This is a genomic window from Kitasatospora papulosa, from assembly GCF_000717245.1.
GTDB classification, from domain to species: Bacteria; Actinomycetota; Actinomycetes; order Streptomycetales; family Streptomycetaceae; genus Streptomyces; species Streptomyces papulosus.
Window position 1 is genome coordinate 228,000 of sequence record NZ_JNYQ01000010.1, and the last position, 17,787, is coordinate 245,786.

At 71.6% G+C, this 17,787-nt stretch carries 17 protein-coding genes and 1 pseudogene; 13 read left to right on the forward strand and 5 right to left on the reverse strand.

All coding sequences use genetic code 11. From position 1 onward, the window contains the following. Positions 1 to 305 precede the first annotated feature (305 nt). Together IA22_RS0124535 and mycP are read left to right on the forward strand one after the other, a co-directional pair. Positions 306 to 1,172 carry a hypothetical protein gene (locus IA22_RS0124535; RefSeq protein ID WP_014157239.1) on the forward strand — a complete coding sequence of 289 codons (867 nt, stop codon included), beginning with the start codon at positions 306 to 308 and terminating at the stop codon, positions 1,170 to 1,172. Next, on the forward strand, positions 1,169 to 2,386 hold the full coding sequence (mycP, locus tag IA22_RS0124540) for a type VII secretion-associated serine protease mycosin (protein ID WP_030124850.1): 1,218 nt from the start codon (positions 1,169 to 1,171) through the stop codon (positions 2,384 to 2,386). The genes IA22_RS0124535 and mycP overlap by 4 nt, the downstream gene beginning before the upstream one ends. A 29-nt stretch (positions 2,387 to 2,415) precedes the next feature. Here mycP and IA22_RS0124545 read toward each other — a convergent pair whose 3' ends face one another. After that, positions 2,416 to 3,321 carry a serine hydrolase gene (locus IA22_RS0124545; RefSeq protein ID WP_030124851.1) on the reverse strand — a complete coding sequence of 302 codons (906 nt, stop codon included), beginning with the start codon at positions 3,319 to 3,321 and terminating at the stop codon, positions 2,416 to 2,418. 86 nt (positions 3,322 to 3,407) lie between these two features. Between IA22_RS0124545 and IA22_RS0124550 the strand changes: the two genes are divergently transcribed. After that, complete coding sequence (locus tag IA22_RS0124550; RefSeq protein WP_014157242.1) at positions 3,408 to 4,172, forward strand: SseB family protein; 765 nt, start codon at positions 3,408 to 3,410, stop codon at positions 4,170 to 4,172. A 65-nt stretch (positions 4,173 to 4,237) separates the two neighbouring features. On the opposite strand, the gene IA22_RS0124555 is transcribed toward IA22_RS0124550, so the two are convergent. Then, positions 4,238 to 4,603 (reverse strand): DUF1844 domain-containing protein, encoded by a 366-nt coding sequence (locus IA22_RS0124555; protein WP_014157243.1) that lies wholly within the window; start codon positions 4,601 to 4,603, stop codon positions 4,238 to 4,240. Positions 4,604 to 4,992: 389 nt separating this feature from the next. Between IA22_RS0124555 and infC the strand changes: the two genes are divergently transcribed. The 10 genes from infC (at position 4,993) to IA22_RS0124605 (ending at position 15,739) form a co-directional block, all read left to right on the forward strand. Continuing rightward, the gene (infC, locus tag IA22_RS0124560) at positions 4,993 to 5,655 is read left to right on the forward strand and encodes a translation initiation factor IF-3 (RefSeq protein WP_078468401.1); all 663 of its coding nucleotides are present in this window, start codon (positions 4,993 to 4,995) and stop codon (positions 5,653 to 5,655) included. 120 nt (positions 5,656 to 5,775) lie between these two features. Continuing rightward, positions 5,776 to 5,970 carry a 50S ribosomal protein L35 gene (gene rpmI, locus IA22_RS0124565; protein ID WP_003970213.1) on the forward strand — a complete coding sequence of 65 codons (195 nt, stop codon included), beginning with the start codon at positions 5,776 to 5,778 and terminating at the stop codon, positions 5,968 to 5,970. Positions 5,971 to 6,082: 112 nt separating this feature from the next. Next, positions 6,083 to 6,466: a 50S ribosomal protein L20 gene (rplT, locus tag IA22_RS0124570; RefSeq protein WP_003970214.1), complete on the forward strand. Its 384-nt coding sequence runs from the start codon at positions 6,083 to 6,085 to the stop codon at positions 6,464 to 6,466. Positions 6,467 to 6,621: 155 nt separating this feature from the next. Next, positions 6,622 to 7,461, forward strand: coding sequence for a TrmH family RNA methyltransferase (locus IA22_RS0124575; RefSeq protein ID WP_014157245.1), 840 nt, complete (start codon positions 6,622 to 6,624; stop codon positions 7,459 to 7,461). A gap of 140 nt (positions 7,462 to 7,601) precedes the next feature. After that, positions 7,602 to 8,756 (forward strand): sensor histidine kinase, encoded by a 1,155-nt coding sequence (locus tag IA22_RS0124580; RefSeq protein ID WP_014157246.1) that lies wholly within the window; start codon positions 7,602 to 7,604, stop codon positions 8,754 to 8,756. 114 nt (positions 8,757 to 8,870) lie between these two features. Next, on the forward strand, positions 8,871 to 10,010 hold the full coding sequence (gene pheS, locus IA22_RS0124585; RefSeq protein ID WP_014157247.1) for a phenylalanine--tRNA ligase subunit alpha: 1,140 nt from the start codon (positions 8,871 to 8,873) through the stop codon (positions 10,008 to 10,010). Next, on the forward strand, positions 10,010 to 12,520 hold the full coding sequence (gene pheT, locus IA22_RS0124590; protein ID WP_030124852.1) for a phenylalanine--tRNA ligase subunit beta: 2,511 nt from the start codon (positions 10,010 to 10,012) through the stop codon (positions 12,518 to 12,520). Before pheS ends, pheT begins: the two co-directional genes overlap by 1 nt. A 357-nt stretch (positions 12,521 to 12,877) precedes the next feature. After that, entirely contained in the window at positions 12,878 to 14,218 is a 1,341-nt protein-coding gene (locus IA22_RS0124595; RefSeq protein ID WP_030124853.1) for an NsdA family TPR-like regulatory protein, read from the forward strand. Between the two features lie 87 nt (positions 14,219 to 14,305). Next, on the forward strand, positions 14,306 to 14,836 hold the full coding sequence (locus IA22_RS0124600) for an NUDIX hydrolase (RefSeq protein ID WP_030124854.1): 531 nt from the start codon (positions 14,306 to 14,308) through the stop codon (positions 14,834 to 14,836). Between the two features lie 195 nt (positions 14,837 to 15,031). After that, a complete protein-coding gene (locus IA22_RS0124605; protein WP_030124855.1) occupies positions 15,032 to 15,739 on the forward strand; it encodes an AAA family ATPase in 708 nt (235 codons plus the stop codon). A gap of 129 nt (positions 15,740 to 15,868) precedes the next feature. Here IA22_RS0124605 and IA22_RS35385 read toward each other — a convergent pair. The 3 genes and pseudogenes from IA22_RS35385 to IA22_RS35390 all read right to left on the reverse strand — a co-directional run. Further along, positions 15,869 to 15,991: pseudogene (locus IA22_RS35385) on the reverse strand (3-hydroxyacyl-CoA dehydrogenase family protein); the annotation flags it as partial. A gap of 89 nt (positions 15,992 to 16,080) precedes the next feature. Next, positions 16,081 to 17,352 (reverse strand): tyrosine-type recombinase/integrase, encoded by a 1,272-nt coding sequence (locus IA22_RS0124615; protein ID WP_106973261.1) that lies wholly within the window; start codon positions 17,350 to 17,352, stop codon positions 16,081 to 16,083. 139 nt (positions 17,353 to 17,491) lie between these two features. Beyond that, positions 17,492 to 17,752 (reverse strand): helix-turn-helix transcriptional regulator, encoded by a 261-nt coding sequence (locus IA22_RS35390; protein WP_106973262.1) that lies wholly within the window; start codon positions 17,750 to 17,752, stop codon positions 17,492 to 17,494. Between the last annotated feature and the right edge of the window lie 35 nt (positions 17,753 to 17,787).

Sequence of the window (17,787 nt, forward strand, 5' to 3'; positions counted from 1 at the left end):
GACGGATGAGTACCGAAGCGCGACGCGCTCCAGTCCCGCCCCGACCGGCCGGCCCGCCCCTCATACCCGGCAGCGCCCCCGTTCCCGCGGCCCCGCCCTCCGGATCCGTACCTCCCGGCCCGCCCTCGGAACCCGGACCACCGGCCCGGCGTCCCGAGACCGGACCACCGGCCCCTCGTCCCGAACCGCCGGTGGAAACGACCACCCGTCTCAGGCCCGTACCGCCCGTACCGGCCGCACCGCCCGCCGGGCACCCCGGGCCGCCGCCACCGCCCCCCGCCACCAGGCGCAGGCCCGTCGGCGCCGTGGACCTCACCCCGCGCCCGGGCGCCGCCCCGCCCCCGCCGTACGCGTACCACCCGTACGCCGCCGAGACCCCCGTCGAGACCACCACCCGGCTGCGCCCCGTCAAGGCCGGGAACCCCGTCAGGACGATGGCGGCGGCCGTCTGCGCCGTGCTCGGCCTCGGACTGGTCGGAGGCGCGGTCACCGGCAGATGGCTCACCGGTGACTCCGCCGCCGAGCCGGGTGCCGGCAGCGCGTACACCGTGGGCCGCTCCGCCTGGCACACCGTGCCCGTCGACTCCCTCTTCCCGCGCACCCTCAAGGGCGACGGCGCGGGCCCGGGAGCCACCGACCGCGTGTGGACCAGGGTCGCCGTCGCCGCTGACGGCGGCTGTGCGGCGGGCCTGGACCCGCTGCTGCTCAAGACGCTCCGGCCGGTCGGCTGCGAACGCCTCGTGCGCGCCACCTACACCGACGCCACCCGCAGCAGCGTCACCACCGTCGGCATGGTCTTCACCGAGGGCGACGCCGAGGCGATGGGCGCGCTCGACACCCGGTTCACCACCCAGCACCTCGCCGCCCGGGCCGATCTCATGCCGCGTACCTACCCGGCCGAGGGCACCGTCGCCGCGGGCTTCGGCGAGCAGCAGCGCGCCAGTTGGACGGTGCACGTCCTGACCGAGGTGCCCGTCGTCGTGTTCGCCGTCTCCGGCTTCGCCGACGGCCGGGCGGTCGCCGAACCGCAGCCCGCGGCCGAGGCCATGGCCGCCGACGCCACGAACGCCGTCGCCCAGGCAGGGCTCGGCCACGAGGCGAAGGGCATCGCCGACCGGGTGGAGCGCACGCTGCGCAGGACCGTCACCGACCTCACGGAGAAGCCGGAATGACCCGTCCCCGCCGGTCCAGGGCGCTCGCCGCCGTGACCGCGGCCACCGCCTTCGCGCTGCTGCCCGCCGTCCCGGCCCACGCGGACGCCATCCGCGACCAGCAGTGGGGCCTGGAGGCCCTCCACACCGGCGCCGCCTGGCAGACCACCCGGGGCAAGGGCATCACGGTCGCGGTCCTGGACACGGGCGTCGACGACGAACACCCCGACCTCGCCGGCCAGGTGCTCCCGGGCAAGGACCTCATCGGCTTCGGAGCCGAACGCGGCGACGGGTCCTGGGCCCTGCACGGCACCGCCATGGCCGGCATCATCGCCGGCCGCGGGAACGGCCCCGGGCGGGGCGACGGTGTGCTCGGCGTCGCCCCGGAGGCGAAGATCCTGCCCGTGCGGGTGATCCTCGAATCCGGTGACCCGTCGCGCTCCAAGGCCCGTGAGTCACGCGGGACGGCGCTGGCCGACGGCATCCGCTGGGCGACCGACCACGGTGCCGACGTCATCAACCTCTCCCTGGGGGACGACAGCGAGTCCGCCCACCCGGAGCCGGGTGAGGACGCCGCCGTGCAGTACGCGCTCGGCAAGGGCGTGGCGGTCGTCGCCTCCGCCGGCAACAGCGGGGACAAGGGCGACCGGGCCTCCTACCCTGCCGCCTACCCCGGTGTGATCGCCGCCGCCGCCGTCGACAGGTACGGCACCCACGCGGCCTTCTCCACCCGGCGCTGGTACGCCACCGTCAGCGCGCCCGGGGTCGACATCGTCGTCCCCAACCCCGACGGGCACTACTACATCGAGTGGGGAACCTCCGCCGCGTCGGCCTACGTCTCCGGGGCCGTCGCCCTCGTACGCGCCGCACACCCGGGTCTTACGCCCGCGCAGATCAAGACCCTGCTCACGGACACCGCCGGCAACGCGCCCGAGGGTGGCCGCGACGACGCCAGGGGCTACGGACTGGTCGACCCCGCCGCCGCCATAGCGGCAGGGGCGAAGCCACGCTCCGACGACCTGGGCGCGCGGGCAGCCGAAGCGGCCTACGGCAAGCGGTACTTCGGTTCGGGCCCCGACCCGGAGAAGGAGGAGGGGAAGCCCGCCGGGTGGCTGGCCCCCTCGGCGGGCGGCCTCGGAGCCGTCCTCCTCGCCCTGGCCGTCGTGCTGTGGCGCGGAAGGAACAACGGCGGGCGGTCCGGCGGCGCCCCGTTCCCCGCAGGCCCCTACCGCTGAGCGGACCGCGTCCGGCACCCCGGCCGGTCTCAGCCCGCCGCGGCCACCGCACCGGTCACGCCCACCGCCGCCTTCGCGACGGACTCGACGAGAGCGATGCCCGCCTCCTTCGTCGCGTGGCCGCGCGAAAGGACCGCCACCAGCACGGTGTGACCGCCGCTCTCCACCCGGCCGATGCTGTTGACGTCCCACAGCCCCGTCGTCGTCCGGGGCATCCAGCCGTTCTTCAGCACCGCGCCGGTGCCCGCTGCGGACACCCCCCACCGCTGGTCCGCCTCCACCTGGCCCATCAGCTCCGTCAGGTACGCGCGCGAGGCCGCCGACAGCTCCGAATCCGTCCCGGACACCGCCTCCAGCAGCCGCACCTGGTCGGCTGCCGTGGTCCGGGTGAGCCCCCACGCGTGGGCCGCCCTCGTCGCGGTCAGCCCCAGCCGCCCGTTGGCCGCGTCGAGCCCCTCCTCCCCGCCGATCACCTTGAGCAGCTCGGTGGCCGAGGTGTTGTCGCTGCGCCTGATCATGGCCTCCGCGTACGCCTGCTCCGCGCCGTTCAGCTGACGGCCCTCGTCCTGTGCCAGGAGCAGCAGGGCCGCCAGGATGTCGACCTTGACGATGCTGGCGGTGTCGTACGCCTCGTCCCCGTACGCGGCACCCGCGCCGCTCTCCGTGTCCAGCACGGCCACCGACACGTCGGCGCCGTCCGCCAGGGGTGCCAGCGCGTCGGCCAGCTCCGCGTCGAGATCCACCTGGGGCTCCTCGCTCCGGCCCGCCTCGGCCGGCGGGCTCGACGCGGACGATACGGCGGCCACGGAAGCGGCCGCGTCATCCGACGGGCGACCCACCAGATACGCACCTCCCGCGGCGGAACCGGCCAGCAGGACGGCGGCGGCGGTCACCAGGCCGGACAGCGCCGGCCCACGTGTTCTGTGACGGGACATGTGCCGGACGCCAGGCAGCGTGGCCGGCAGCAGCCTGTGCCCGACCTGTCGCCGAGGTGAGAGGACCGACCCACTACGCTCGTCGTGTGGCGCTCAAGAACATCCCGGACCCCGGTTTCTCCGACGACGACGGCACCGCCTCGCCCGAACTGACGGCGGCCCTCGCCGCCTGGGCCGAGGACCGGACGGCCGTCGGACCCGTCCTCGCGGCACTGCGCGGAGCCCGGCTGCTCGTGCCGGTCGTCGCCGTGCTGGGGGAGGTCGAGGAGGGCAGCGAAGCCGGCGGGAAGGATGGCGGCGGACGACGGGGAGCCGGGCTGCGCCGCGAGAAGACCAGCGACATGGCCGTGCCGACGCTCCAGGCGGGCGACCGGCGCGCCCTGCCGGCCTTCACCTCCACCGACTCGCTGGCCCGCTGGGACCCGCAGGCGCGCCCCGTCGCCGTACCCCTGCACCAGGCGCTGCAGGCCGCCGCGCACGAGAAGGCGGACACGGTGGTGCTCGACCTCGCCGGGCCCGTCGCCTTCGAGCTGACCGGACCGGTGCTGCTGGCCCTGGCCGAGAACCGGGCCAGCGCGGACCCGCTCGACGACCCCGCGGTCGTCGAGGCGGTGCGGGAGGCCGTGGCCGCCGAGCCCGCGGTGCTGCGTGCCCACCTGGGCCCCGGCGCGGCCGACGGCACCCTCGCACTGGTCCTCGCGCCCGACGCCGTGGTCGCGGAGGCCGCCCGCCGGGTCGCCGACGCGCTCTCCGGCAGCGAGGTCCTGCGGGCCCGGCTGGTGCGCGGCATCGACCTGGCGCTGCTGCCGGCCGATGCCGAGGCTCCCGGCGCGCCCCTGTTCACCCGCTGACGCACGCGAGCCCGCCACCTGTCGCAGGCGGCGGGCTCTCCGGGGCCGTGGTCCCGGCCGGAGGATCAGCCGTAGACCGGGCCGGTGTACTTCTCGCCCGGGCCGTGGCCGGGCTCGTCCGGTACGAGCGAGGCCTCCCGGAAGGCCAGCTGCAGCGACTTCAGGCCGTCGCGCAGCGGGGAGGCGTGGAACGTGCTGATCTCGGTCGCGCTCGCGTCGAGGAGCCCGGCCAGCGCCTGGACCAGCTTGCGGGCCTCGTCCAGATCCTTGTGCTGCTCGCCCTCCTCGGTCAGGCCGAGCTTCACGGCCGCCGCGCTCATCAGATTGACGGCGACGGTCACGATCACCTCGACCGCGGGGACCTCCGCGATGTCGCGGGCCATGTCGTCGAAGCCGGGGTTCTCGGTGCTGGGAGTGGTCGCGTCGCTCATGCCCCACACGATAAGGCCAGGCCACGCGCGCCCCTCCCGCGGGACGGGGCGGAGCACGGGATTAGCGCACGCGCGAGCGGGCTGCTAACCTTGTGTAACGACCGGCCGGACACCTGTGTGACCGGCCCACAAGTGGAGGCTCCGATCTCCCACCTGACCGTCCTCCGGGACGGCGGGTCACCGGTCAGGTGGCAGCCATCGTTCCGTACGGACGATGGGGCCGCCCGATTGCGCCCCGCGGTTGCACGCGGCGGTGTTCCGGTAGTTCCAGGAGCCCCGCCTGTGTCCCGTCCGGGGCATTTTTGGTATCCCGGCTCGGTTGGTCTTTACACAAAAGACGTTACGCGGCTGTCCGCCAGGCGGTCGCGTGGTGCTACCGAGGAGGATCCATCAGCGCCGAGCCCCGTATCAACGACCGGATTCGCGTTCCCGAGGTGCGACTTGTCGGTCCCAGCGGCGAGCAGGTCGGGATTGTCCCGCTTGCCAAGGCCCTGGAGCTCGCACAGGAGTACGACCTCGACCTGGTCGAGGTGGCGGCGACAGCCCGTCCCCCCGTGTGCAAGCTCATGGACTACGGGAAGTTCAAGTACGAGTCGGCCATGAAGGCCCGTGAGGCGCGCAAGAACCAGGCGCACACGGTCATCAAGGAAATGAAGCTCCGGCCGAAGATCGACCCGCACGACTACGACACCAAGAAGGGTCACGTCGTCCGGTTCCTCAAGCAGGGGGACAAGGTCAAGATCACGATCATGTTCCGTGGTCGTGAGCAGTCCCGCCCCGAGCTGGGCTTCCGACTGCTCCAGCGTCTGGCTTCGGATGTCGAGGAACTCGGCTTCATCGAGTCGAACCCGAAGCAGGACGGCCGGAACATGATCATGGTTCTGGGCCCGCACAAGAAGAAGACCGAAGCCATGGCCGAAGCCCGTGAGGCCCAGGCCGCCCGCAAGGCGGAGCGTCAGGGACCGACCCCCGACGCCGAGCCCGAGGGTGACACCGCTGAGGCTCCGGCCGCAGCGGCCGAGGCTCCGGCCGAGACACCTTCCGAGGCGTGACCTCCGGGGGCAGCCATCCAGGCGCCCCCGGGTCCCTCGGGAACCACCCAAAGATCTGACGCCCCTGCAGTCCGGTGCCCGCACCGTGAGGGGCGCCACTGACGAGGAGATAACGGCGCGATGCCGAAGAACAAGACGCACAGCGGTGCCAGCAAGCGCTTCAAGATCACCGGCTCCGGCAAGGTGCTCCGCGAGAGGGCCGGCAAGCGCCACCTGCTCGAGCACAAGTCGTCCAAGAAGACCCGCTCGCTGACCGGCACGGTCGTCGTGGCTCCGGCCGACGCCAAGAAGATCAAGAAGCTTCTCGGCAAGTGAGGCGCGGCCTCCGGTGAACCCGGAGGCGCCCTCGATCCGACCGGGACCTATTCGTTTCCGGGTCGGGTGAGTCTGACTTCCGACCACCCGGCCCCGCTGCAAGGAGTTAAAAGTGGCACGCGTCAAGCGGGCAGTAAACGCCCACAAGAAGCGCCGGGCGATCCTCGAGGCCGCCAGCGGTTACCGCGGTCAGCGTTCGCGCCTGTACCGCAAGGCCAAGGAGCAGGTCACCCACTCCCTGGTCTACAACTACAACGACCGCAAGAAGCGCAAGGGCGACTTCCGTCAGCTCTGGATCCAGCGCATCAACGCGGCCGCTCGCCAGAACGGCATGACGTACAACCGCCTCATCCAGGGTCTGAAGGCCGCCAACATCGAGGTGGACCGCAAGATCCTGGCCGAGCTCGCGGTCAACGACGCCAACGCGTTCGCCGCCCTCGTCGAGGTCGCCCAGAAGGCCCTCCCGAGCGACGTCAACGCCCCGAAGGCCGCCTGATCCAGGCCGCACTTCCGAGCGCTCCGAGCCGGACCCGCAGGCGCATGCCGTCTGCGGGTCCGGTGCGTTGCACCACGTGCCGCGTACGTCGTCAGCCGTACGCGGAGAAACGTACGCAGAGAAGCTGACATACGCAGAGAGGCTCGCCGCCGACCATGGGCACCCCCGAACTGATCTCCGCGCGATCGCCGCGAATCGCCGCCGCACGCCGACTGGCCAGGCGTAACTTCCGCGGCAAGGAGCGCAGGTTCATCGCCGAGGGGCCGCAGGCCGTGCGGGAGGCCGCCGCGCACCGGGGCGGCGACGGAGAGCCCACGCTCACCGAGCTCTTCGCCACCGTCGAGGCGGCCGACCGGTACGCCGACATCGTCGACGCCGCCCGTGCCGCCGGCGCCCGCGTGCACCTCGCGGACGGCGACGTGCTGGCCGACGTCTCCCAGACGGTCACGCCGCAGGGCCTGATCGGCGTCTGCCGCTTCCTGGACTCGCCCTTCGAGGAGATCCTCGCGGCGAAGCCCACCCTGGTCGCCGTCCTCGCCCACGTACGTGACCCCGGCAACGCCGGCACGGTGCTGCGCTGCGCGGACGCCGCCGGCGCGGACGCCGTCGTGCTCACCGACGCCTCCGTCGACCTCTACAACCCGAAGTCGGTCAGGGCCTCCGTCGGCTCGCTCTTCCATCTGCCCGTGGCCGTCGGCGTACCCGTGGAGGAGGCCGTGCGCGGACTCCGGGACGCCGGGGTGCGCATCCTGGCCGCCGACGGCGCGGGTGAGGACGACCTCGACGACGAACTCGACGCGGGCACCATGGGCGGGCCCACCGCCTGGGTCTTCGGCAACGAGGCGTGGGGCCTCCCGGAGGAGACGCGCGCCCTCGCCGACGCCGTGGTCCGCGTCCCGATCCACGGCAAGGCCGAGAGCCTCAACCTCGCCACCGCCGCCGCGGTGTGCCTCTACGCCTCCGCACGGGCCCAGCGCCCGCGCCGGGCGGACTGATCCCCGCCGGCACCCCACCGATCGATACGGGCCACACCCCGCCGGTGCCGGTCCGGAGGGTGTCGCCCGGCTGCTGACGCCTAGTAGGGTGACGAACTCGGGGGCCCACTGCACCGGTTCGAGAGGTGGGGTACGGGAAGATGGCTGTCGGCATGAGCAGGCCGCGAGCGACACACACGGCCGCCGTGCGCGCCCTCCCCGACGAGGCCGGCCTGAGCCGGACCGCCGGGGACCCCACTGCCGGCATCGACCCGGACGATCTGCCCGACGGTCTCGTCGTCGCCGACGAGAACGGCGAGGTCATCTGCTTCAACACGGCAGCGGCCCGGATCACCGCCACACCCCGGGAGTCCGCTCTCGGCACCTCCATCGGGCAGGCACTGCCCCTCGAGGACCTCAAGGGACGCCGCTGGTGGGACCTGACCGACCCCTACGGCGGCCTCGCCACCCGCGTCGGACAGCCGGAGCGCAACCTGCTGCTCCCCGGCGGCCGTGAGGTCCTGGTCTCCGCCCGGTACGTCCGCGAGAGCCCCACCGGCCCGGTCAGGCGTCTCGTCGTGTCCCTGCGCGGCACCGAGGCCCGCCGCCGCACCGAGCTCAGCCACGCCGAGCTGATCGCCACCGTCGCCCACGAGCTGCGCTCCCCGCTGACCTCGGTCAAGGGGTTCACCGCCACGCTCCTGGCCAAGTGGGAACGCTTCACCGACGACCAGAAGCGGCTGATGCTGGAGACCGTCGACGCCGACGCCAACCGGGTCACCCGGCTGATCGCCGAGCTGCTCGACATCTCCAGGATCGACTCCGGCCGGCTCGAGCTGCGCCGTCAGCCCGTGGACATCTCGGCCGCCGTCGAGCGCCACGTCCAGGCGCACACCGCGAACGGCCAGTCACCCGACCGCTTCCTCGTCCGCACCCGGCAGCCGCTGCCCGCGCTCTGGGCGGATCCGGACAAGGTCGACCAGGTGCTCGGCAACCTCCTCGAAAACGCGGTGCGCCACGGCGAGGGAACCGTCACCATTGAGATCGCCCCTGCGCCCGCACCGGCGAAGAACGACGAGAGCGGAACGGCAGTCACCGTGAGCGACGAAGGTCCCGGCATCCCCGAGGAGTCGATGGGCCGCGTCTTCACCCGGTTCTGGCGGGGCAGCAAGCGCGGCGGCACCGGGCTGGGCCTCTACATCGTGAAGGGCATCGTCGAGGCCCACGGCGGGACGATCACGGTCGACCGCGCGCCCGGCGGCGGCGCGGAATTCCGATTTATCCTGCCCGTGAGCGCGCCGGCCTACCTGGCCTGAGCGGCCCACGGGCTCCTTCGTCCCCCGGCGGCCCGTAGACTCGACTTTTGGCACCTTTGCGTCCTCAGTCGTCGAACCAGGGTCGCCACCAGCCAATCGGAAGCACGGGAAGAGATGTCGGCACCGAACAAGTCGTACGACCCAGTCGAGGTCGAGGCACTGAAACCGGAAGAGATCGAGCGCATGCGGGACGAGGCGTTCGCCGCCTTCGCCGCCGCCGGCGACCTCGACGCGCTCGCCCAGGCGAAGACCGCGCACACCGGTGGTACCTCGCCCCTGTCGCTCGCCAACCGCGAGATCGGCGCCCTGCCGCCGCAGGCCAAGGCCGAGGCGGGCAAGCGTGTGGGCCAGGCCCGCGGCGCCGTCTCCAAGGCCCTGGCCGCACGCCAGACCGAGCTGGAGGCCGAGCGTGACGCCCGGGTGCTCGTCGAGGAGGCGGTGGACGTCACCCTGCCCTACGACCGCACCCCGGCCGGTGCGCGGCACCCCCTGACGACCATCATGGAGCGCGTCGCCGACGTCTTCGTCGCCATGGGCTACGAGATCGCCGAGGGGCCCGAGGTCGAGGCGGAGTGGTTCAACTTCGACGCCCTGAACTTCGTGCCGGACCACCCGGCGCGGCAGATGCAGGACACCTTCTTCGTGCAGGGCACCACGCCCGAGGGGAAGCCGACCGAGGGCGACGAGTCCGGTGTCGTGCTGCGTACGCACACCTCGCCCGTCCAGGCGCGTTCGCTGCTCAGCCGCAAGCCCCCGGTCTACGTGGTCTGCCCCGGCAGGGTCTACCGCACCGACGAGCTCGACGCCACGCACACCCCGGTCTTCCACCAGATCGAGCTGCTCGCGGTCGACGAGGGCCTCACCATGGCCGACCTCAAGGGCACCCTCGACCACATGGTCCAGGCGCTCTTCGGCCCGGACATGAAGACCCGGCTGCGGCCGAACTTCTTCCCGTTCACCGAGCCGTCCGCCGAGATGGACATGGTCTGCTACGTCTGCCGCGGCGAGTCCGTCGGCAACCCGGACCGCCCCTGCCGCACCTGCGGCAGCGAGGGCTGGATCGAGCTCGGCGGCTGCGGCATGGTCAACCCGAAGGTGCTCGTCGCCTGCGGGGTGGACCCGGAGAAGTACAGCGGATTCGCCTTCGGGTTCGGCATCGAGCGGATGCTGATGTTCCGCCACAACGTAGAGGACATGCGAGACATGGTCGAGGGTGACGTCCGGTTCACCCGGCCGTTCGGGATGGAGATCTGATGCGCGTCCCGCTTTCCTGGCTGCGGGAATACGTCGACCTGCCGAAGACGGAGACCGGCCGCGACGTGCAGGCCAAGCTCGTCTCCGTCGGCCTCGAGGTCGAGACCGTCGAGCAGACCGGCGCCGGGCTCAAGGGCCCCCTGGTCGTCGGCGAGGTCCTGACCATCGAGGAGCTGGAGGGCTTCAAGAAGCCCATCCGCTTCTGCACCGTCGACGTCGGCACCGCCAACGGCACCGGCGAACCGCAGGAGATCGTCTGCGGCGCCCGTAACTTCGCTGTCGGCGACAAGGTCGTCGTGGTCCTCCCGGGCGCCGTGCTGCCCGGTGACTTCGCGATCGCCGCGCGCAAGACGTACGGCAAGACCTCGCACGGCATGATCTGCTCCACCGACGAGCTCGGCATGGGCGACGACGGCACGCACGGCATCATCGTGCTGCCGCCCGAGTACGAGCCCGGCACCGACGCGATCGAGCTCCTGGAGCTCGTCGACGAGGTCCTCGACATCGCCGTGACCCCGGACCGGGGCTACTGCCTGTCGATGCGCGGGGTCGCACGCGAGACCGCCATCGCCTACGGGCTGCCGCTGCGCGACCCGGCGCTCCTCGACGTGCCCCCGCCCAACGCCCACGGCTACCCGGTGAAGGTCTCCGACCCGATCGGGTGCGGGAACTTCACCGCGCGTACGGTCACCGGCCTGCAGCCCGAGGCGCGCTCCCCGATCTGGATGCAGCGCAGGCTGCAGAAGGCCGGGATGCGCACGGTCTCGCTGGCCGTGGACATCACCAACTACGTGATGCTCGAGCTCGGCCAGCCGCTGCACGCCTACGACCGCACCCGCGTCCAGGGTCCGATCGGCGTGCGCCGTGCCCAGCAGGGCGAGAAGCTCACGACGCTCGACGGTGCCAAGCGCGTCCTGGACGCCCAGGACCTGGTCATCACCGACGACCGCGGGCCGATCGGCCTCGCGGGCGTCATGGGCGGCGCCGACACCGAGATCGCGGACGCCGCCGAGGGCACGGGGACGACCGAGGTCGTCATCGAGGCCGCGCACTTCGACGCGATCGCCGTCGCCCGGACCGCTCGACGGCACAAGCTGAGCTCCGAGGCGTCCAAGCGCTTCGAGCGCGGCGTCGACCCGCAGGCCGCCGCCGCTGCCGCGCAGCGCACGGTCGACCTGCTGGTCCTCCTCGCGGGCGGCACGGCCGAGGCCGGCGTCACGGAGATCACCGCCCCGTCCGCACCGCGCACCATCGCGATGCCGGCGAACCACCCCGACCGGGTGGCCGGTGTCGCGTACGGCCGCGAGACCGTCGTGCGCCGCCTCCAGCAGGTCGGCTGCGACGTCTACGGACAGGACGAGCTGATCGTCACGGTGCCGTCCTGGCGCCCCGACCTCGCCGAGCCGAACGACCTCGCCGAAGAGGTCATCCGGCTGGAGGGGTACGAGAACCTCCCGTCCACCCTGCCGACGCCGCCGTCCGGTCGCGGACTCACCGACCGCCAGCGGCTGCACCGCCGCGTCGGCCGGGCCCTGGCGGGCTCCGGTTACGTGGAGGCGCTCAGCTACCCGTTCATCGGTGACGCCGTGCTCGACCAGCTCGGCCTGGAGAAGGACGACGCGCGACGCCGCACGGTCACCCTCGTCAACCCGCTCTCCGACGAGGAGCCCGCGCTGCGCACCACGCTGCTGCCGGGCCTGCTCGGCGCACTGCGGCGGAACGACGGCCGGGGCAGCCACGACCTGGCACTCTTCGAGACCGGGCTGGTCTTCAGGCCCACCGGTCAGGAGACCGAAGCCGTACGGCTGCCCGTCGACCGCCGTCCCACCGACGAGGAGATCGCCGGGCTGGACGCGGCGCTCCCGCGTCAGCCGCGCCGCGCCGCCGTCGTCCTCGCGGGCGCCCGCGAGCAGGCCGGCTGGTGGGGCAAGGGCCGCCCCGCCGACTGGGCGGACTCCGTCGAGGCGGCGCGCGTCATCGCCCGTGAGGCGGGCGTCGAGGTCACGGTCCGCGCCGACAGGCACGCACCCTGGCACCCCGGCCGCTGTGCCGCGCTGTACGTCACCGTCGACGGCGTGGAGACCCTCTTCGGACACGCGGGCGAACTGCACCCGCGTGTCGTCAAGGAGCTCCACCTGCCCGAGCGGAGCTGCGCCATGGAGGTCGAGCTCGACGTCCTGGAGCAGGCCGTCGACGGCGCGCTCCAGGCGCCCCGTATCTCCACCTTCCCGGTGGCCACCCAGGACGTCGCACTCGTCGTCGACTCGGGTGTGCCCTCCGACGCGGTGGAGAACGCGCTCCGCGAGGGGGCCGGAGACCTGCTCGAATCGCTGCGGCTGTTCGACGTCTTCACCGGCGAGCAGCTCGGCGAAGGCAAGAAGTCCCTGGCGTACGCGCTGCGGTTCCGTGCCCCGGACCGCACGCTGACCGTGGAGGAGGCCTCAGCGGCCCGTGACACCGCGGTCGCCCTGGCGGCCGAGCGCACCGGCGCGGTGCTGCGCGGCGCCTGACCACCGAGGGCAGTGAGGAGGGGCGTGTCCGGCCACCGGACACGCCCCTCCTGTTCTCGCCGGCGGCCGTGGGACCGCGGACGGTCACCGCTGCCGTCGGGACAGCGGGCCGTGCGGTCCGGCGCCGCCCGCCTGCCACGGAGTGTCGGGCAGGCCGGCAGGACGAACGGCGCGGGGCGGGTCGTCGAACTGTACGAGGGGGAGCCGACGACCAGGCCGCCTCTTGCGAGGCACTTATTCAAGCGAGCGGCGCACCGGCGCGGCAGAGCGCACAGCAGGACGGTTCGGGCATTCCGTTCACACCCCGTGTGAATCGTGCTCCACTAGGCTCATTGCGACGCGCACATGGGGGGGGCGATGGAGCCCAATGTCCTGCTCGAATCCCTGATCGACGAGGCGGGTGTGTCCCGCGCCGGGCTCGCCGGTCATGTCAACCAGGCCGGCCGCTCCCGCGGGCTGTGCCTGCGCTACGAGCACACGGCGGTGGCCCGCTGGCTCAAGGGCCAGCGCCCGCGCGGCCAGGTCCCCGACCTGATCTGCGAGGTCCTGGCCCGCCGGCTCGACCGGCCCGTCACGCTGGACGACATCGGGATGGGCGTCTCCGGGACGCACACGCCGGCCCGGGAAGCCTGCCTCTCCGGGTTCGTCGAGCACGCGACCGCCCTGTGGCGCTCGGACGAACAGCAGCGGCCCCACCTCGCCACCACGCCCGCCGTCTCCGGCACCATGGCCGTGATGCCGGTCTGGGAGTGGGAGAACCCTCCCGAGGACGCCGACGTCTCCCGCCCCGGACCTCCCCGCGTGAGCATGGCCGACATAGCGATGCTCCGCGCGGCCCGCGCGCACTACGAGCAGATGTACCGGAAGGCCGGCGGCATCGCGACCAAGTCCCGCATCGTCGGCTTCCTCAACGCCGAGACCGCCCCGCTCCTGCGCGGCGGGTACAGCGACGCCACGGGCCGCCGGCTCCACCGCGCGGCCGCCGGCCTGGTGGCCGTCGCGGGCATCTGTGCCTACGACTCCGACGCCCACGGGCTCGCCCAGCGCTACTTCCACCAGGCCCTGCGCCTGGCCAAGGCCAGCGGGGACCGGGGCCTCGGCGCCTATGTGATCGCCCTGCTGGTCAACCAGTCGCTCCACCTGGCCGAATTCCGCCGGTCCGTGGCCTTCGCCGAGGCGGCTCTGCGGGCGGCCGGCCCCCACATCACCCCCGCGCTGGCCACCGATCTGCACGCGATGCAGGCGAAGGCCTACGCGGAGCTCGGCGACCACCGGGGCGCCCTGGAGTGCATCGGCCGTGCCGAGGCCGAGGCCGGCCGCATCGGCAGCGGGGACGAACCGGACGAGACGGGGTACGTCCAGCCGGGCCTCGTCAACATCCAGGTGGCCGAGGCGCTGTTGTGCCTCGGCGACCTCGCCGCCGCCCGGGAGCACGCGACGGCGGCCGTACGCTCCCCGGCGCACGATCGAGGGACCGTGCACCGGCTCGCCACGCTGACCCGCCTCGAACTGCTCCAGGGAGAGGCGGACAGAGCGGCCCGCACGGCCTCGGAAATGGCGGAACGCGCCCGCGGCGTGGAGTCCCAGCGGCTCCGCGACCGGCTGCGCTCCGTGCGGAGTCATCTGGCCGCGAGCGGAAGCGCCGAGGCCGCCGCGGCGGCCGTCCTCATCGAAGGGGCGCTGCGCGTGCCCCTGTGAGCCTCGGTCCAGGCCCCTCCACTCGTTCCGCTGCGAAGCCGGTCCTGCTCCGATGTTGCCATCGACCAGTCGGAAGGTGGCAGAACTGTGCAGTGGACGAACTTAAACGAACAGACGGTGTACGAGAATCCCTGGTTCCGGGTCAACCTGGCGGACGTCGCGCTTCCCGACGGCCGGCACCTGGACCACTACCTCATCCGGCTCCGGCCCGTCGCCGCGGCCACGGTCGTCAACGAGGCCAACGAGGTGCTGCTCCTGTGGAGGCACCGGTTCATCACCGACAGCTGGGGCTGGGAACTCGCCGCGGGGGTGGTCGAGGACGGGGAGGACATCGCCACGGCGGCGGCACGGGAGATGGAGGAGGAGACGGGCTGGCGCCCCGGCGAACTGCGGCCCCTGATGACCGTGGAACCGGCCAACGGCCTGGTCGACGCCCGGCACCACCTCTTCTGGTCCGCGGAGGCGACGTACACCGGTCATCCCTCGGACGACTTCGAGTCCTCACGCCGCGAGTGGGTCCCGCTCAAGCTGGTCCCCGACCTGGTCGCGCGTGGTGAGGTGCCGGCCGCCAACATGGCCGCCGGCCTGCTGATGCTCCATCACATGCGGCTGGGCTGACGGCTCCTCGCTCCGCGCCGGGCGGGCCGGGCTGGCTCCCGGCCCGCCCACCGCCGAGCGGAAGAAGTTCACCCGTACGGGTCGGGTAGAAGCCCGAGCCCGTCCTGCGGCCGAGCCGGCCCGCGTCGACCACGCGCCGGCGACGGACCTCGGTGTTCCCGAGAACGTTTCCGCGCGCCCTGAGAGACTCACCCCGTGATCATCGAACATGTGTACGCAGATATGGCCTCGTACGACCGGTCCGAGTGGCCGTGGTCCTTGCCCTGTGTGAGCCGGCTGCTGGAGGACGGGCTGCGGATCACCGCGCCGGTGACGTTCCTCGTCGGCGAGAACGGAACGGGGAAGTCAACTCTGGTGGAGGCCGTCGCCGAGGGCTTCGGTCTGGATTCCTGGGGTGGTTCGCACGACTGGCGCTACGCGAGTCATCGGCCCAAGTCGGTGCTGGGTGAGCGGATCCGCCTCGACGCGACCCCGTACGGGCGGCGCATGATGGGCAGTTGGTCAGCCCGTAAGGGGTTCTTCCTGCGTGCCGAGACCGCGCTGGATGCTCTGGACCGGGAGGGGTTCGCACCTCATTCCGTCAGCCACGGCGAGGGCTTCCTCGCCGCGTTCCGGGGAAAGTTCTTCCAGCCGGGGCTGTACGTGATGGACGAGCCGGAGGCCGCGCTGTCCTTCTCCTCGTGCCTGGAACTGCTCGGTCATGTCGAGCAACTGGTGAAGAACGGCGGCCAGGTCATCTGTGCCACCCACTCGCCGCTCCTGACCGCTCTTCCCGGCGCGGACATCGTGGAGATCGGTGAGCACGGTATGCGTCGCGTGCCCTGGAGCGACCTCGCTCTGGTCGATCACTGGCGCCGTTACCTCGCCGACCCGCATTCCTATCTGCGGCATGTCCTCGACTGAGCGGGCGCGCCCGGTGGGCGAGGAGATCACCTGCGGCCACGGCGGAGGCAGCCGTGGCGACGACGAGAGGGAGGCTGATATCGCCGTTGCGGGCCCGGCGGCGTGAGCGCCGGGCCCGCAGGCGGGAGGTCAGGCGTACGGGTAGAAGCCCGAGCCCGTCTTGCGGCCGAGCCGGCCCGCGTCCACCATCCGCTGGAGCAGCGGGGGAGCGGCGTACAGGGGCTCCTTGTACTCCGCGTACAACTGGGCGGCGTTGCGCGTAGCCCTGTGACCTGCTGTTTCTTCGGTTGTGTGGCGGCTTTGACGGCGCCAGGGACTTCTCGGGGACTTTCGATCCCGCATCACACGAGCCACGTATCCATCGCGGCCAGTCCGCGCTTGCCTGCGCCCGGCATGAAGTGAGCGTAGTAGTCGAGCGTGACCTTCGGGGAGGAGTGTCCCAGCCAGGTCGCCACGCTCACGATGGACTCGCCGGCCTCCAACTGCACACTCGCGAAGGTGTGGCGCAGGACGTGGAACATGTCCGGCCGTGAACGCTCGTAGACGGGGTGGAGGCGGACGCGGGAACCGTAACTCTCCGCCTTCTCGCCGACCTGGCGCAAAACTCCTGCGGCTACGAGAGCGGGCTTCCAGCTGCGCTCGTTCCAAGTCCCGGGATTGATCCGAAGCCCGTGGGAGGTGCTCAGCACGAGTCGAACGGTGATCGGCTTGCGCTGACGCTCTTCCAACTCGGTCGCCGGCGTCTCAGGATTACGCCACGGCAGGGTGCACTCGACCGGCGGGAAGAGCTGGAAGTGGAGCCGAACGCGGCGGGCGAGGTTCGGCGGAAGGGGAACATCACGGGTCTTGCGGCCCTTGGGGAGGCAGAAGTACGGCCGCCCTTTCCCATCCCAGCGGAGTTGGCGCCGTATGTGGACCACCTTCGCCCTGAAGTCGAAGTCCTCTTCCGCGAGGCCGAGCGCCTCGCCTTGGCGAACTCCGAGTGCGAGCCCGAGGTCCACGGCGATCCGGTACCGCTCCTGTAGTCCGGCCCGCACCGCGTCGACCGTGGTTTGAGACCACGCCTTCGCCTTCTTGCCGACCGGCTTGGGCCGCTTGATCGATCGGTGGGCAGCGACGGGGCTCTTCAGTAGGCGCTTGTCATCAACCGCGGCATTCAGGATGGTGGTGAGGTGTATCCATATGATCTCGGCGGAAGACTCCTCGACTCGAGAGAGCAAGTCGGCCTTGAAACGGCGAAGGGCCGAGGCGTCGATCTCGCGCAGAGGATACGAGCCGAGCAGGGGAATCAGGTGGTTCCAGATCCGGCTCCGCATGGGACCCGCAGTTGACGGCTCATCCGTTCGGCTGGGCCACCAGTGGTCGGCGATGTAATCGGCAAGCAAGATGGCACCATTCCGTGGGTCGACGAAGTCGCCCCTGCTGGAGTCCGTCTGGGCCTCAGCGAGCCAGCGCTTGGCGTCTTCACTTGTGTCGAAGGACCTGTCCTGAATACCGGGAATGCCCTTGACTCGGTACCGCTTCCCCTTTCCCCAAATGGAAGTACGCTCTCGCTTGCCGGTCGCCTCGTCCGGCCTCTTCTTGAGCCAACGATCCTCGATGTAGCCCGACATGAGGGCCTCCTACCTGTGCAAATGATGCGTTCCGAGTGCTTGACGGTGTTGGGAACGCTTCTTCGCGACAGGTCATATCCCGCTGTGGCAGGTGGAATTGATGTCGAGTTGGTGTCGATGCTCTGTGCTGCTGTGGACGTCACGATGTGCGACGCAGTGGCTTGCGATTCAGTGGATTCAAGGCAGGATTCGATCGAGAGTCTGCCCTTTCTTGCCGGGCCACCCACTCGTCAAGCGCAGAGATCCTGTACATCACGCGTCGGCCCATCTGAAAGCTGGGCGGCCCTTGTCGGCGATGGCGCCACACATAAAGGGTGTTGGGGGAAATGCCGAGATAGGCAGCCGCCTTGTGCAACGTGAGGAATGCAACTTCGGGCATGCGGGTCTTGCTCTCGTCCATGGTGCGCTCCTGCGTGTCGAATTGACGACTGCAAG

Coding starts and splice junctions, on each gene's coding strand:
- IA22_RS0124545 (WP_030124851.1), bottom strand. CDS start 3,321: ATGTCCCGTCACAGAACACGTGGGCCGGCGCTGTCCGGCCTGGTGACC.
- IA22_RS35390 (WP_106973262.1), bottom strand. CDS start 17,752: ATGGACGAGAGCAAGACCCGCATGCCCGAAGTTGCATTCCTCACGTTG.
- mycP (WP_030124850.1), top strand. CDS start 1,169: ATGACCCGTCCCCGCCGGTCCAGGGCGCTCGCCGCCGTGACCGCGGCC.
- IA22_RS0124575 (WP_014157245.1), top strand. CDS start 6,622: ATGGGCACCCCCGAACTGATCTCCGCGCGATCGCCGCGAATCGCCGCC.
- pheT (WP_030124852.1), top strand. CDS start 10,010: ATGCGCGTCCCGCTTTCCTGGCTGCGGGAATACGTCGACCTGCCGAAG.
- rpmI (WP_003970213.1), top strand. CDS start 5,776: ATGCCGAAGAACAAGACGCACAGCGGTGCCAGCAAGCGCTTCAAGATC.
- IA22_RS0124580 (WP_014157246.1), top strand. CDS start 7,602: ATGGCTGTCGGCATGAGCAGGCCGCGAGCGACACACACGGCCGCCGTG.
- IA22_RS0124595 (WP_030124853.1), top strand. CDS start 12,878: ATGGAGCCCAATGTCCTGCTCGAATCCCTGATCGACGAGGCGGGTGTG.
- IA22_RS0124615 (WP_106973261.1), bottom strand. CDS start 17,352: ATGTCGGGCTACATCGAGGATCGTTGGCTCAAGAAGAGGCCGGACGAG.
- pheS (WP_014157247.1), top strand. CDS start 8,871: ATGTCGGCACCGAACAAGTCGTACGACCCAGTCGAGGTCGAGGCACTG.
- IA22_RS0124555 (WP_014157243.1), bottom strand. CDS start 4,603: ATGAGCGACGCGACCACTCCCAGCACCGAGAACCCCGGCTTCGACGAC.